Origin of the sequence: Streptomyces sp. NPDC056222, assembly GCF_042264065.1 — a bacterium.
In the GTDB taxonomy this organism is placed as follows: domain Bacteria; phylum Actinomycetota; class Actinomycetes; order Streptomycetales; family Streptomycetaceae; genus Streptomyces.
Genome location: NZ_JBHJTL010000042.1, coordinates 37074 through 51446 on the forward strand (window position 1 = coordinate 37074; position 14373 = coordinate 51446).

A 14373-nucleotide genomic window follows, 5' to 3' on the forward strand; every position below is an offset into this window, starting at 1 on the left:
GCGGGAGGAATGGGGCGGGAACGAGCATGATGGGACCGGCGCACTCGCTGTCCGGAGCGGCGGCCTGGCTGGGCGTCGGAGCGGCGGCCGCGGCCGCCGGGCACCCGATGCCCTGGCCGGTGGTCGTCGTCGGGGCGCTCATCTGCGCGGGCGCGGCACTCGCCCCCGACCTGGACCACAAGTCCGCGACCATCTCGCGCGCCTTCGGTCCGATATCGAAGGGCCTGTGCGAGATCGTCGACAAGCTCTCGTACGCGGTCTACAAGGCCACGCGCTCCACCGCCGACCCCCGACGGTCGGGCGGGCACCGCACCCTCACCCACACCTGGCTCTGGGCCGTCCTCATCGGCGCCGGAGCCTCGGCACTGGCCATCACCGGCGGCCGCTGGGCGGTCCTGGCGATCCTCTTCGTCCACCTCGTACTCGCGGTGGAGGGTCTGCTGTGGCGGGCCGCCCGGATGTCCAGCGACGTCCTCGTCTGGCTGCTCGGCGCCACCAGCGCCTGGATCCTCGCGGGCGTTCTCGACCAGCCGGGCAACGGCGCGGACTGGCTCTTCACCGGCCCCGGGCAGGAGTACCTGTGGCTGGGCCTGCCGATCGTCCTCGGCGCCCTCGTCCACGACATCGGCGACGCGCTGACCGTCTCCGGCTGCCCGATCCTGTGGCCCATCCCGGTGGGGCGCAAGCGGTGGTACCCGGTCGGGCCGCCGAAGGGGATGCGCTTCCGCGCGGGCAGCTGGGTCGAGCTGAAGGTCCTGATGCCGGCGTTCATGCTGCTCGGCGGGGTGGGCGGAGCCTCGGCGCTCGGCTTCTTCTAGCGGGTACGGGACCCCGGAGGCCCGCTTCGGTCGGTCCGGGGGACGCCCAGCGTCGTCACGAGCCGGGCCAGCTCCTCCTGGAAGAGCTTGTCCGGGCTCGCCGTCTGGCGACCGAGATGCCCGTACACCTCCAGTGCCACCAGGCCGTGCAGATGCCCCCAGACGCGCAGGGCCAGCGCGACGCCGGCCGGCGGCAGTTCGGGGAAGGCCGGGCGCACCTTGTCGAGGAGTCCGGCGTCGAAGTCCGACCAGGTGAACGCGCTGTCCCGGTAGAGGGGTTCGGCGAACGGCCAGGCCGCCGCGGCGAGTCCGGCGAGGCCGGTGCAGACCCGGCGGGCCGCGTCCGGGGCGGGGCCGCCCTCGGGGGCCCGGTAGCCGGGCACGGGGTCGCCGTAGACGAGCCGGAAGCCCTCGGGGTTGGTCAGGGCCCAGGTACGGAAGGCGCCGGCCCAGGCCAGGATCCGGGCGGCCGGGTCCTCGGCGGGTGCGTGCGTCCAGGCCGTGTCCACGGCGTCGGCCAGCGCCGAGTACACGTCGTCGATGAGCGTGGTGACCAGGTCGTCGCGCGTCGCGAAGTACCCGTAGATCGCGTTGGCCGTCATGCCCATCTCGCGGGCGATGGCCCGCAGCGTGATGGCGTCCGGACCACCCGAGGCCATCAGCCGCAGGGCCGTGTCCTTGATCTCGGCCGTGGTCTCGGCCCGCAGTCGCTCACGGCGCCCCCGGCCTGCCGGTGCCGTCCCCGCGTCTGTGCCTGTCCCTGATCTTCCCGTCACGCGGGCACTCTACAGCGTCACTCATGTTCGTGCCGTATGGAAACTGCACGGTGTGAACTTCACGGCGTATAGTTTTCGCACGGCGTTACGTCAGAAGTGTGATCACAGGGGAGAGTCATGCACATCGGAGTCATCGGAGCCACCGGAACCATCGGCAGCCGCGTCGTCGCGGAGGCCCTGGAGCGCGGGCACCACATCAGGGCCTTCAGCCGCGACGCCACGGAGGCGGCGGCAGGCGAGACCCGCGAGAACATCACCTGGGCCGGCCTCGACGTCCTCGACCCCGACGGCATCGCCGCCGTCCTGCCCGGGCTCGACGTCCTGATCAGCGCCTTCCAGCCGGGAAACGCGGCGCGGGACCTCACGGACACCGTGCGGCGCTCCATCGCCGACGCCACCGTCTACGCGACCGCGGCGCGGGCCTTGCTCAAGGCGCTGGAGAGCCACCCCCGAACCCGGCTGATCGTGATCGGCGGCGCGGGCAGTCTGGAGGTCGAACCCGGTGTGGTGCTCGCCGACGCGGAGGAGCGGCTGCACGAGACCCTGGACGCCGTCGGGCTGCCTCGCGCCTACGCGGCGGCGGTCCGCGGCCACCGGGACGCCCTCGACGTGCTGCGCACCTCGAACCGTCGGTGGACCTACTTCAGCCCCGCCGAGGACATCGCACCCGGCGAACGCACCGGCCGTTTCCGCGTCGGCGGCGACGAGCCGATCCGGGACGCCGAGGGCCGTAGCCGCGTCTCGGCGGAGGACGCGGCCATGGCGCTGGTCGACGAGGCGGAACTGCCCCGCTTCGTCCAGCGCCGCTTCACGATCGGGTACTGAGGGCGGCGACGAGCGGGTCGGCCCCGTCGCACGTCGGCCGGTTCACCGGCGCCGGCCCGCCCGGGCCGACGGTCCGACCGGCGCCTGCCGGGCCGGTTCGCGGGCGCCGACGGTCGTTGTCGGCTCGTCGGGCCCGACGGGCCGCGCCGACCGGCACGCGCTCGGCGATGTGCCGGTCCACCCGAGCGGATCCCGCCGGCCGGCACGCGCCGACGGTCCGATCGACGCGCGCCGGGCCGGTTCGGCACGCGCCGACGGTCCGTGCCGGCTCACACGCCCGTGTTGGCCTGTCCGGCCGGCCCGTCCCTGCCCGCGGTCCGCGTCGACATGGCCGGCCCGGCGCGTCCGTCGGGTCAGCCGTGCCAGGAGCGCCAGAGGGCCGCGTACGCGCCGTCCGCCGCCACCAGTTCGTCGTGGCTGCCCAGTTCGCTGATTCGGCCCCCTTCGACCACCGCGATCACATCCGCGTCGTGCGCGGTGTGCAGTCGGTGGGCGATGGCGACGACCGTGCGGCCGTCGAGGACCCGGGCCAGCGAGCGCTCCAGATGGCGCGCCGCCCGCGGGTCGAGGAGCGAGGTCGCCTCGTCCAGGACCAGCGTGTGCGGGTCGGCGAGCACCAGCCGGGCCAGTGCGATCTGCTGGGCCTGCGCCGGGGTGAGCGCGAGCCCGCCCGAGCCGACCTCGGTGTCCAGGCCCTCGTCGAGCGCCCGTGCCCAGCCGTCCGCGTCGACCGCTCCGAGCGCCGCCCACAGCTCGCCGTCCTCGGCGCCCGTGCGGGCGAGCAGCAGGTTGTCGCGGAGCGAGCCGACGAAGACGTGGTGCTCCTGGTTGACCAGGGCCACATGCTCCCGGACCCGCTCGGGCGGCATCTTCGCCAGCTCGGCCGAGCCGAGCGTGACCGATCCGGTCCGCGGGGCGTAGATGCCGGCGAGCAGCCGGCCGAGCGTCGACTTGCCCGCGCCGGACGGGCCGACCAGCGCGAGCCGGGTGCCCGGGGCGACGTCCATCGACACCTGGTGGAGCACGTCGACGCCCTCGCGGTAGCCGAAGCGCACCTCGTCCGCCCGGACGTCCCGTCCCTCGGGACGCAGGGCCCCGTCCCCCGCGTCCGGCTCGATGTCCCGGACGCCGACGAGCCGGGCCAGCGACACCTGGGCGACCTGCAGCTCGTCGTACCAGCGCAGGATGATCCCGACCGGCTCGACCAGCATCTGGGCGAGCAGCGCGCCGGTGGTCAGCTGCCCGACGTCGATCCAGCCGCGCAGGACGAACACGCCGCCGAGCATCAGGACACCCGCCAGAACGAGTGTGTGCGTGAGGTTCACGACCGGGAAGAGCACCGATCGCAGGAAGAGCGTGTACCTCTCCCACGCGGTCCACTCGGCGATCCGCCGGTCGGAGAGGGCGACCCGGCCTGAACCGAGGCGGTGCGCCTCGACCGTCCGGCCCGCGTCGACGGTCTCCGCGAGCGCCCCCGCGACCGCTGCGTACCCGGCGGCCTCCGAGCGGTACGCCGACGGCGCCCGCTTGAAGTACCACCGGCACCCCACGATCAGCAGCGGCGCTGCGACCAGCAGGGAGAGCGCGAGCGGCGGCGCGGTCACGGCGAGTCCGCCGATCAGCAGACCGGCCCAGACCACGCCGATGGCGAGCTGCGGGACGGCCTCGCGCATCGCGTTGGCCAGCCGGTCGATGTCCGTGGTGATACGGGACAGCAGGTCGCCGGTCCCGGCCCGTTCGAGGACCCCCGGCGGCAGCCCGACCGACCGCACGAGGAAGTCCTCGCGCAGGTCCGCCAGCATCTCCTCGCCCAGCATCGCGCCGCGCAGCCGCACCATCCGTACGAAGAGCGTCTGGACGACGAGGGCGAGCGCGAACAGGGCGACGGTGCGCTCCAGATGGAGGTCGCGCGCCCCCTCCGAGAGCCGTTCGACGAGCGAGCCGAGCAGGTACGGGCCCACCATCGAGGCGGTCACCGCGACCGCGTTGACGCCGATGAGAAGCGCGAACGCCCCACGATGGCGGCTCAGCAGATCGCGTACATAGGTGCGCACGGTCGCAACCGTGCCCACGGGCAGGGTCGTCGCCGACGTGGGGGCCGCCGGGTCGTACGCCGGTGGCGCCAGGCCGATCATGCCGACTCTCCTTCCAGCTCCGATGCGAGCTTCGACGCGAGCTCGTCCTCCCTTGCCGGGGCTTCGCTCGCGTGGTCTTTCCTCGCCCTGTCGTCCAGGGCCTGTTCGTCTTCGGTCTCCCGGGTGACGACGGCCCGGTAGCGCGGCTCGGTACGCAGCAGTTCGCGGTGCGTACCGACGGCCACCACCTCGTCGTCGTGGACGAGGGCAACCCGGTCCGCCCGGTCGAGGAGCAGCGGCGAGGAGGCCAGGACCACCGTCGTACGGCCCTCGCGCAGCCCCCTCACCCCGGCGGCGACACGCGCCTCGGTGTGCGAGTCGACCGCCGAGGTCGGCTCGTCGAGGACCAGCACCTCCGGGTCGGTCACCAGCGACCTGGCCAGCGCCAGACGCTGGCGCTGACCGCCGGAGAGCGACCGGCCGCGTTCGGTGATCCGGGTCCTCATCGGATCGCCGTCGGTGTCCACGGACGCCTGCGCGAGCGCGTCGAGGACGTCCCCGCACCGCGCCGCGGCCAAGGCTTCCTCGGGCCGGACCGCGCCGGAGGAGGGCACGTCGAGCAGCTCGTGGAGCGTGCCGGAGAGCAGGACCGGGTCCTTGTCCTGGACGAGCACGGCGGTACGGGCGGTGTCCAGGTCCAGTTCGTCGAGCGGCACCCCGCCGAGCAGGACCGAGGTGTGCCCCTCACCCGCCTCCGTGGGGTGGCCGCCGAGCCGGTCCGCCAGCCGTCCGGCCGCGTCCGGGTCGCCGCAGACGACCGCGGTGAGGAGGCCGGCGGGGGCGAGCAGCCCGGTGACGGGGTCGTACAGATCGCCCGTCGCCCTGCGGTGCCCCTCCGCCGTCGTGGTGGTGGTCCGCGCCAGCGACAGCACCCGGGCCGCGCGCTTGGCGGAGGGGCGGGAGAAGGAGTACGCCATGGCGATCTCCTCCACGTGCCGAAGGGGATGCAGCATCAGCGCCACCGCGCCGTAGACGGTGACCAGTTCGCCGACCGCGATCCGCCCGTCGAGCGCGAGCCTCGCCCCGTACGCGAGCACACCCACGAGGAGCAGACCTGGGAGCAGGACCTGTACGGCCGCGATCAGGGCCCACATCCGGGCGCTGCGGACGGCGGCGCGCCGGACCTCCTGGGATGCGGTGCGGTAGCGGGCGAGGAACAGCTCCTCGCCGCCGATGCCGCGCAGCACCCGCAGCCCGGCCACGGTGTCCGAGGCGAGCTCGGTGGCCTTGCCCGCCTTCTCGCGCTGGACGTCGGCGCGACGTGTCGCACGGGGGAGCAGCGGCAGCACCGCGAGGGCGAGGACCGGCACACCGACGGCGACCAGGACACCGAGCGCGGGCTGGTAGACCACCAGGCCCACGCAGACCAGGACCATCGTGAGAGCGGCCGCGGCGAAGCGCGACAGCGCCTCGACGAACCAGCCGATCTTCTCGACGTCGGAAGTGGAGACAGCCACGACCTCGCCCGCGGCGACCCGCCGCGTCAGGACGGAACCGAGCTCGGCGGTCTTGCGGGAGAGCAGCTGCTGGACGCGCGCGGCCGCGGTGATCCAGTTGGTGACGGCGGTGCGGTGGAGCATCATGTCGCCGACCGCGATGGCCGCGCCCAGCACGGCGAGCAGGCCGCCCGCGAGCGCGAGCCGCCCGCCGTCGCGGTCCACGACGGCCTGCACGGCGAGGCCGACGGCGAGGGACAGCCCGGCGATGCCGAGTTGCAGCAGCAGTCCCCACAGCAGGGAGTTGACCTGCCCGCCGAGTTGGTTGCGGCCGAGCCAGAAGAGGAACCGGGTGCCCGAGCGGACATCGGGGATCCCTGGATCGGCATACGGTAGATCGCGAATCTTCATGTCGTCCCAGGGCTTTCCGTGGCTTAGCCGAGTGGCGCAAACCGTGCAAGGTTCGCTCTGCCGGACCCCCCGGAGCAATCGAATTTTTCGCAGAGGCACACAGAACGCGCCAAGGTCGCACGACGCCCTCTGGACGCCTCGAACGCCCCGCGCTTCACTCGCGATCCATGAGACATCAGAAGATCATGAGCATGATCGGTGGGCTCGTCCTGGCCGTCGGAGCCCTGCTCACGGCTCACCCGGCGAACGCGGACGCTCCGGCCGATCCGCCGCCGGCCGAGTTCGGCAGCGACTGGCACGACCCGTTGACCGCCGCACCGCCCGTGACCAAGCCTCCGACCCGCTCCTGCGAGGTCCTGCTGGCAGCGGCTCAGTTCCGCGACTTCACGCCGTACAAAGGGAGTTACGCGCCTCCGAAGGAGTGCGGCACCCGCTGGAGCAAGGTCGTCCTGCGTCTAGAAGGAGAGGTGAAGGGGCGTCAGTACGACCGCCTCGGCCACCTCGCCGTCGGCGGCGTGGAGATCTTCCGCACCTCCACGCCCCAGCCCTCGCCCGACGGCATCCGTTGGTCGGTGGAGAAGGACGTCACCCGCTACCGCGACACCCTCGCCCGCCCTCAGCCGGTCGAGATGCTCATCGGCAATGTCGTGAACGAGACGTACACGGGTGTCATAGACGTCCGGGTCACGCTCACCTTCTTCACCGCGCGGGGCGCGGTGAAGCCGGCGGCGAACACCCCCGACCGGGTGCTGCCGCTCGACCCCACCGGCCTGACCACTCCGCGCAACACCGAACGCATCCTCGCCGAGGTCCACGCCACGGGCTCCGGCGGCGGCTGCGAGGAGTACTGGTACCTGACCGTCCCCGACGCGGCCCCGTACTCCTGCAAGGCGACCGACGGGCCGTACCGCGAGGTCCGGATCTCCGTCGACGGACGGACGGCGGGCATCGCCGCCCCGTTCCCGACGGTGTGGACGGGCGGCTGGTCCAACCCCTTCCTCTGGTACGTCACTCCCGGCCCGCGCGCCTTCGACATCCGGCCGATCGTCTACGACCTGACCCCGTTCGCGGGCATCCTCAACGACGGCCGCCGCCACCGGGTCGAGGTGTCCGTCCTGGGCGTCCCCGCCGGTCAGAGCGGCTGGAGCACGCCCACCAACATCCTGCTCTGGCAGGACGAGGGCCGCACCGTGGTGACCGGCGGACTCGACCGGTACGAGGAGACCGCGCCGCGCAACTCCTCGGTGCACACCCCGGGTTCGGAGCACCGGCTGGACACCGAGGGCGGGCACGCGCTCACCGTCGCCGGCCATCTGAACACCTCGCGCGGCCGTGTCGACACCACGGTCACCCGAACCCTCGCGAACACCTCCGTGCACCGCTGGGCCGAGGGCGAGAACCCGGACGCGCTCACCGCGCGGTGGACCGACGACGAGACCGTGACCGTCGGACGCACCAGCACCCGAACCCACCGCACGTACACCATGGACGGTGAGACGACCATCGGTGCGGGCGACCGCCTGCGGACCGTGCTGGCACTCGGCGACCGCGCCCACACCGAGGTCGCGCGGGGCGGCAAGCGGCTCTCCTGGTCACGCCTCGACCACAGTTACGCCGGTGATGCCACGTACACCACCGGTGTGCCCCGCGATCAGCGGCACGCGGTCGGGACGACGTCCGACCACTACCGGCTCCACGGCTCCGGCGGCTGCTACGACCGCACGGTGAAGACGGCGCAGGGGATGGTCACCGAGGATCGTCTGCGCTGCTGAGCGGCGTGAAGGTGCTGGTGACGGGCCGGTTTGGAGCAAGGTCCAAGATTTGCATGGATGTTCCATCGGGTCTTCTGTGGAATACACGGCTCCGACATAGTGGCGCGCACTGCGGAAGTTTCTTTCCGCATGACAGAAGTCCGCTACGGAGGAGTGCCCGTGCCGCACGCCGCCCCACCAGCACCACCCGCGCCGTCCCTCGCGCGCCGCGCAGCCCGTCTGCTGCGCACCTCGCTCTTCGCGCAGGTCGCCTGCGCGCTCCTGCTCGGAATCCTCGTCGGGCGGTTGTGGCCCGAGGCCGCATCGGCCGCCCAGCCGCTCGGCGACGGATTCATCCGCCTGATCAAGGCGATGATCGCCCCGCTCGTCTTCTGCGTGGTCGTCGCCGGCATCACCAAGGCGGGCGACCTCAAGGCCTTCGGCCGCATCGGCGTCAAGGCTCTCATCTGGTTCGAGATCGCCACCACCGTCGCCCTCGTCCTCGGTCTGCTCGCCGGGAACATCTTCGGGCCCGGCACCGGGATGAACATCGACCCGGCCACCCTCGACGCCTCCGCCGTCGACGCCAAGACCGGAGGCGGGGAGCTCCCCTCGACCTCCGAATTCCTGCTGCACTCACTGCCCGACAGCGCGGTCGGCGCCTTCGCCGAGAACTCGCTGCTCCAGGTGCTCGTCCTGTCCTGCCTGGTCGGCGCCGCCCTGCTGCACCTCGGCCAGAGCAAGGTGCCGGCCATCCTGCCCGCCATCGAGCAGGCCCAGGAAGTCGTCTTCGCCGTCGTCGGCTTCATCATGAAGCTCGCCCCGCTCGCGGTCTTCGGCGCCACGGCCCACCTGGTCGGCGAGTACGGTCTCGGCGCGCTCTCCACGTACGGCAAGCTCATCGCCGTCTGTTACGGCGTGGCGCTGCTCTTCCTGCTCGCCCTGGCGCTCGCCCTCAAGGCGCTCACCGGGATCAGCCTCTGGAAGTTCGTCCGCTACACCCGCGAGGAGATGCTCCTGGCGCTGGGTACCGCGTCCAGCGAGACCGTGATGCCGCGGATGATGCAGAAGCTGCGCGCCGCCGGCTGCCGCGACGACGCGGTGGGCCTGGTGCTGCCGACGGGCTATTCGTTCAACCTCGACGGAGCCTCGATCTACCTCTCCGTCGGTACGCTGTTCATCGCCCAGGCCGTCGGTGTGGACCTCGGCATCGGCCAGCAGATCACCGTCGTCCTCGTCCTGATGCTCACCAGCAAGGGCATGGCGGGCGTGCCGGGTTCGGCGTTCCTCGCGCTCTCCGCGACCGCCGCCGCCCTGGGCGTCATCCCGGTCGCGGCCGTGGCCCTGCTGCTCGGCGTCGACCGGATCATGGACGCGATGCGCGTCGCCACGAACCTGCTCGGCAACTGCGTGGCCGTGTTCGTGGTCTCCCGCTGGGAGGGGGCGCTGGACCGGGTGACGGCCAAGGCCGTACTGAACGGTGAGATCCCCTTCGTACCGGAAGAGGCCGACGAGACCGCATCGGCCAAGGAGCCCGCAGACGCCGCCGAGCAGTCACGGGCGGCACAGCAGCCCGCGAGTTGAGCGACCGCGGGGCCCGGCCGGTGCGAGCCGGGCCCCGCGCCGCTCGCCCTACGCCGGCTTGACCGAATCCACGCCCGACCGGGCCTTCTTCCACTCGCCGCGGGTGAAGTCCGGGATCGCCAACGGTACGCCCTTGGCCTTGATCGAGGCGTGACTGAGCGGCACAGGCGCCGTCCAGGTCGCCGCGTCGTACACATCGAAGTCGGGGACCAGACCGAGCTGCATGCACTGCATCAGCCGGAAGATCATGATGTAGTCCATGCCACCGTGCCCGCCCGGCGGATTCGCGTGCTCCTTCCAGAGCCAGTGGTCGAACTCGGTGGCGTACGCCGAGAAGTCGCCCCACTGGTGTCCCTTGTGGTCCGGCTCCACATAGATCCGGGCCGGATAGTCCTCGAAGACCCCCAGGGTCCCGCCCAGACTGTTGATCCGGCTGTACGGGTGCGGGGTCGAGACATCGTGCTCCAGCCGGATCACCCGGCCCTTCTCCGTCTGGACCAGGCTGATCGTCCGGTCGGCCCCGATGTACGTCTCCTTCCAGCTCGGGTCGCCCGGCGGCATCTCCTTGGCCCGGTACTCGGCGAGACCGAGCGCCGGCGTCCCGAAGCTGCTGATGCTGACCGCACGGTCGCCCCGGTTGATGTCCATGTAGTTGGCGACCGGACCGAATCCGTGGTTCGGATAGAGATCGCCCCGCAGCTTGGTGTGCCAGAGCCGGCGCCACGGGCCCTCGTAGTACGTGGGCGAGAACATCAGCTCGCGCAGATCGTGGTTGTACGCGCCCGCGCCGTGCAGCAGCGTCCCGAACTTGCCCGCGTGCGCCATCCGCAGGACCCGCATCTCGTTGCGGCCGTAACAGCAGTTCTCGAGCTGCATGCAGTGGCGTCGGGTCTGCTCGGAGAGGTCGACCAGCTCCCACAGGTCCGGGAGCGTCATCGCGATCGGACACTCCACGCCGACGTGCTTGCCGTTCAGCATCGCCGCCCGCGCCATCTCGACATGGAGTTCCCAGGGCGTCGCCACATAGACGAAGTCCAGGTCGGAACGCTCGCAGAGGTTCTCGTAGTCGTCCTCGCCATGGGTGTACAGACCTGGGGAGGGCTGTCCGGCGGCGACCACCTTGGCGGCGGCGCGCTCCGCCTTCTCCTTGACCGGGTCGCAGATCGCGACCACCCGCACCCATGGGAGCGCGAGGAAGAGGTCGATCATGCTGCCGCCCCGGTTGCCGAGGCCGACGATGCCGACCCGGACGATGGAGCGCCCCTCGAAGGGGACACCGGCCATGGTGGCGCCTCTGCGCCGGGGAGCCCGGGCGGTCTGCTCGGTGGTGTCCGCGGCGGCAGCGGCGGCCCCGGGCGAGGCGGCCTCGGCGTGGCCGGCGCCCAGGGCGCCGAGGCCGATGCCCGCTCCCGCGACCCCGGCCGTGGTCCGCAGGACGGAGCGGCGGCTCGGCGGCTGCGGTGCGTTGTCGTTCATGGAACCTCCAGTAGCTGTGTGCACGGCTGGCTCATGAATCCCGCTCAGGACCCTGGCCGTTGAGACTGGTGGTACGCAAGGGCGCGGATTGGACTCTTGCGACGGGTAGTTGGACTCTTCCATTCCGCATGGCCGCGTCATGCGGACGACGAGGGCCACTCACCCACATGGGGCAAGGGCCCTCGTCATGCAGCGCAGGGCGTCACGGACGCGTCGCGCGCTCCAGGGCCAGGAGCACATGCTCATAGCTCCGGCCGGTCGCCCGGTCCATACCGATCTCGCACATCCGGTTCGCCGACAGATGCGCGTCGAAGGGACGCGCCGTCACCTCGGCCGCCTCCCGCGCGGTGGCCGAGGCCGTCAGCTCCGGATGGAGCATTCCCCGGTCGCCCGCGAAGGCACAGCAGCCCGCCTCCTCGGGCACCACGACCTCCTCGGCACAGGCCCGGGCCAGCGCCGTCAGCTGCTCCTCGTCCCCCAGATGCCGCATGGAGCACGTCGGATGCACCACCGCCGAACCCACCGCACGCCGTACGTCGAGCCGCGGCAGCAGCTCGTCGGCCGCCCACACCAGGGAGTCGAGGATCGTCATCTCGGCGTGCAACTCCCGGTTGTCGTCGGTGAGATACGGCACCACCTCGTGCGCGATGCCGAGCGTGCACGAGGAGGCGTCGACGACGAGCGGCAGCCGCCCGCCCGCCGTCCAGCCCCAGGCAGCCTCCACGATCCGGTTGGCCATCACCTCGTTGCCGCGCTCGTACCCCTTGGAGTGCCAGATCGTCGCGCAACACGTCCCCGACACGTCGTCCGGAATCCACACCGGCCTGCCCGCCCGCGCGGAGAGCGCGACGACCGCCTCGGGGAGCGAGGGGCCCGGCCGGCCCTCCGGCCCGCCGAAGATGCGGTTCACACAGGCCGGGTAGTAGATGGCGACGGCCGCCGGGCGGTGGGTGCGGGGGAGCCGGAAGGCCGCCGCGCCCGGGATCTCGGGCAGCCACTCCGGTACGAGGTCGGGGCGCACCGCCTTGCGTGCCAGGCCGGTCGCCGCTGCCAGGAGACGGTCCCCGATCCGGTCCGCCACGGCGACGGCGAGCCGCGCCGATGCCTCCACCGCGCGGAAGTTCCTCGCCGCCAGAGTCGCGACGAACTCCTCGCGCGGCGAGTGCCGCCGATGCCGGAAGTCCTTCATCATCGCGCCGGTGTCGATGCCGACGGGACAGGCCAGCTTGCAGGTGGAGTCGCCGGCGCAGGTGTCCACGGCGTCGTAGCCGTACGCCTCCAGCAGGCTCGCCTCGACGCGGGAGCCGTCGCTCTGCCGCATCATCTCCCGCCGCAGCACGATGCGTTGGCGCGGAGTGGTCGTCAGGTCGTGGCTGGGGCACGTCGGTTCGCAGAAGCCGCACTCGATGCAGGGATCGGCGACCGCCTCCACCTTCGGGATCGTCTTCAGACCGCGGAGATGGCCCTGTGGGTCGCGATCGAGGACGATCCGCGGCGCGAGGACCCCGTCAGGGTCGATGACTTCCTTGGTCCGCCACATCAGTGCCGCCGCCCTCGGCCCCCACTCCAGCTCCAGAAAGGGCGCGATGTTGCGGCCGGTGGCGTGCTCGGCCTTCAGCGAGCCGTCGAACCGCTCGACGGTCAGCTTGCAGAACTCGTCCATGAAGGAGGCGTACCGCTCCACGTCGGCGGGGTCACCGGCGTCGAACGCGAGCAGGAAGTGCAGGTTGCCATGGGCGGCGTGACCGGCGACAGCCGCGTCGAAGCCGTGCCGGGACTGCAGCTCCAGCAGCTCCGCGCAGGCCTCGGCGAGCCGGGTCGGCGGTACGGCGAAGTCCTCGGTGATCAGCGTCGTACCCGAGGGGCGCGAGCCGCCCACGGCGGTCACGAACGCCTTGCGGGCCTTCCAGTACCCGGCGATGGTCCCGGGGTCGCGGGTGAAGGCGTTGCTCACCGAGGCGACGGGCGCGATCAGGTCCAGGCCGTCGAGCACGGCTGCCGCCGCTCGCTCGTACGCCTCCTGCGCCGCTGTGTCCGGCGCGCGGAACTCCACGAGCAGCGCCGCCGTCTCCTTCGGCAGCTCCGCCCAGTCCGCAGGCACCCCGGCGACACGGACCGAGGCGCGCAGGGTGTTGCCGTCCATCAGCTCGACCGCGATCGCCCCGGCGTCGTTGAAGCGCGGTACGGCGGCGGCCGCGGCCGGCAGCGAGGGGAAGAACAGCAGCGCCGTCGAGACCTGCCTGTCCAGGGGCAGGGTGTCGAAGACGACCTCGGAGATGAAACCGAACGTGCCCTCCGAGCCGACCATCAGTCCCCGCAGGATCTGCGCGGGGGTGTCACCGTCCAGGAAGGCGTCGAGGCGATAGCCGTTGGTGTTCTTGATCGCGTACTTGGCGCGGATGCGGGCGACCAGCTCGGGGTCGGCCTCGATCTCGGCCTTCAGCTCCATCAGGCCCGCGCACAGGTGTGGCTCGGCGCGCGCGAGCTCCGCGTCGGCGGTCGGATCGGCGGTGTCCACGACGGTGCCGCTCGGCAGGACGCAGGTGAGGGAGGCGACGGTCCGGTACGAGTTCCGTGTCGTTCCCGCGGTCATGCCGGAGGCGTTGTTGGCGACGACCCCGCCGATCGTGCAGGCGACGGCGCTCGCCGGGTCGGGCCCGAGGACCCGGCCGTGCCGGGCGAGCGCGGCGTTGGCCCGGACGACCGTGGTGCCGGGGCGGATCCGGGCTCGGGCACCGTCGTCGAGCACCTCGACGCCCACCCAGTGTCGGCGCACGTCGACCAGGATGTCCTCTCCCTGGGCCTGCCCGTTGAGGCTGGTCCCGGCCGCCCGGAACACCACCTCGCGGCCCTTGCCGTGGGCGTACGAGAGGACCGCGGAGATGTCGTCGATGTCCTCCGCGACCACCACGACCTGCGGGACGAACCGGTAGGGGCTGGCGTCGGAGGCGTACCGCACCAGGTCGGAGACCTTCGAGAGGACCTTGCCGGGGCCGAGGAGCGCGGTCAGCTCCTCCCGCAGGTGCCGTGGCGTGCCGCGGGACTGGAGATCGGGGACCCGGTCCGGGGCCGGGGTCCGCTTCGTGCCCGGACGCAGGGCCTGCGGGTTCGGCTCCAGCAGTGGCATGTCACGGCTCCCCTCGGCGCTGCCTGCGCCTCCT

9 protein-coding genes are annotated in these 14373 nt (G+C 72.1%); 4 read left to right on the forward strand and 5 right to left on the reverse strand.

The features are described 5' to 3' along the window. Positions 1-26 precede the first annotated feature (26 nt). On the forward strand, positions 27-818 hold the full coding sequence (locus ACFC0D_RS20735; RefSeq protein ID WP_376437849.1) for a metal-dependent hydrolase: 792 nt from the start codon (positions 27-29) through the stop codon (positions 816-818). On the opposite strand, the gene ACFC0D_RS20740 is transcribed toward ACFC0D_RS20735, so the two are convergent. Beyond that, positions 815-1594 carry a TetR/AcrR family transcriptional regulator gene (locus tag ACFC0D_RS20740; protein ID WP_376437851.1) on the reverse strand — a complete coding sequence of 260 codons (780 nt, stop codon included), beginning with the start codon at positions 1592-1594 and terminating at the stop codon, positions 815-817. The genes ACFC0D_RS20735 and ACFC0D_RS20740 overlap by 4 nt on opposite strands. 117 nt (positions 1595-1711) lie before the next feature. Here ACFC0D_RS20740 and ACFC0D_RS20745 point away from each other — a divergent pair, with 117 nt between their 5' ends. Beyond that, positions 1712-2419 (forward strand): NAD(P)-dependent oxidoreductase, encoded by a 708-nt coding sequence (locus ACFC0D_RS20745; RefSeq protein WP_376437854.1) that lies wholly within the window; start codon positions 1712-1714, stop codon positions 2417-2419. A gap of 353 nt (positions 2420-2772) precedes the next feature. Here ACFC0D_RS20745 and ACFC0D_RS20750 read toward each other — a convergent pair whose 3' ends face one another. Continuing rightward, positions 2773-4554 (reverse strand): ABC transporter ATP-binding protein, encoded by a 1782-nt coding sequence (locus ACFC0D_RS20750; RefSeq protein ID WP_376437856.1) that lies wholly within the window; start codon positions 4552-4554, stop codon positions 2773-2775. Beyond that, positions 4551-6401, reverse strand: a complete 1851-nt coding sequence (locus ACFC0D_RS20755) for an ABC transporter transmembrane domain-containing protein (protein WP_376437858.1) — start codon at positions 6399-6401, stop codon at positions 4551-4553. The genes ACFC0D_RS20750 and ACFC0D_RS20755 overlap by 4 nt, the downstream gene beginning before the upstream one ends. A 167-nt stretch (positions 6402-6568) precedes the next feature. On the opposite strand from ACFC0D_RS20755, the gene ACFC0D_RS20760 reads away from it, so the two are divergent. Further along, positions 6569-8173, forward strand: coding sequence for a peptide-N4-asparagine amidase (locus tag ACFC0D_RS20760; protein ID WP_376437860.1), 1605 nt, complete (start codon positions 6569-6571; stop codon positions 8171-8173). A 219-nt stretch (positions 8174-8392) separates the two neighbouring features. After that, positions 8393-9736: a cation:dicarboxylate symporter family transporter gene (locus ACFC0D_RS20765; protein WP_376437899.1), complete on the forward strand. Its 1344-nt coding sequence runs from the start codon at positions 8393-8395 to the stop codon at positions 9734-9736. Positions 9737-9784: 48 nt separating this feature from the next. Here the strand turns inward: ACFC0D_RS20765 and ACFC0D_RS20770 are convergent, their stop codons facing one another. Next, positions 9785-11212 carry a Gfo/Idh/MocA family protein gene (locus tag ACFC0D_RS20770; protein ID WP_376437863.1) on the reverse strand — a complete coding sequence of 476 codons (1428 nt, stop codon included), beginning with the start codon at positions 11210-11212 and terminating at the stop codon, positions 9785-9787. 202 nt (positions 11213-11414) lie between these two features. Continuing rightward, entirely contained in the window at positions 11415-14339 is a 2925-nt protein-coding gene (locus ACFC0D_RS20775; RefSeq protein WP_376437866.1) for an FAD-binding and (Fe-S)-binding domain-containing protein, read from the reverse strand. Positions 14340-14373: the final 34 nt, after the last annotated feature.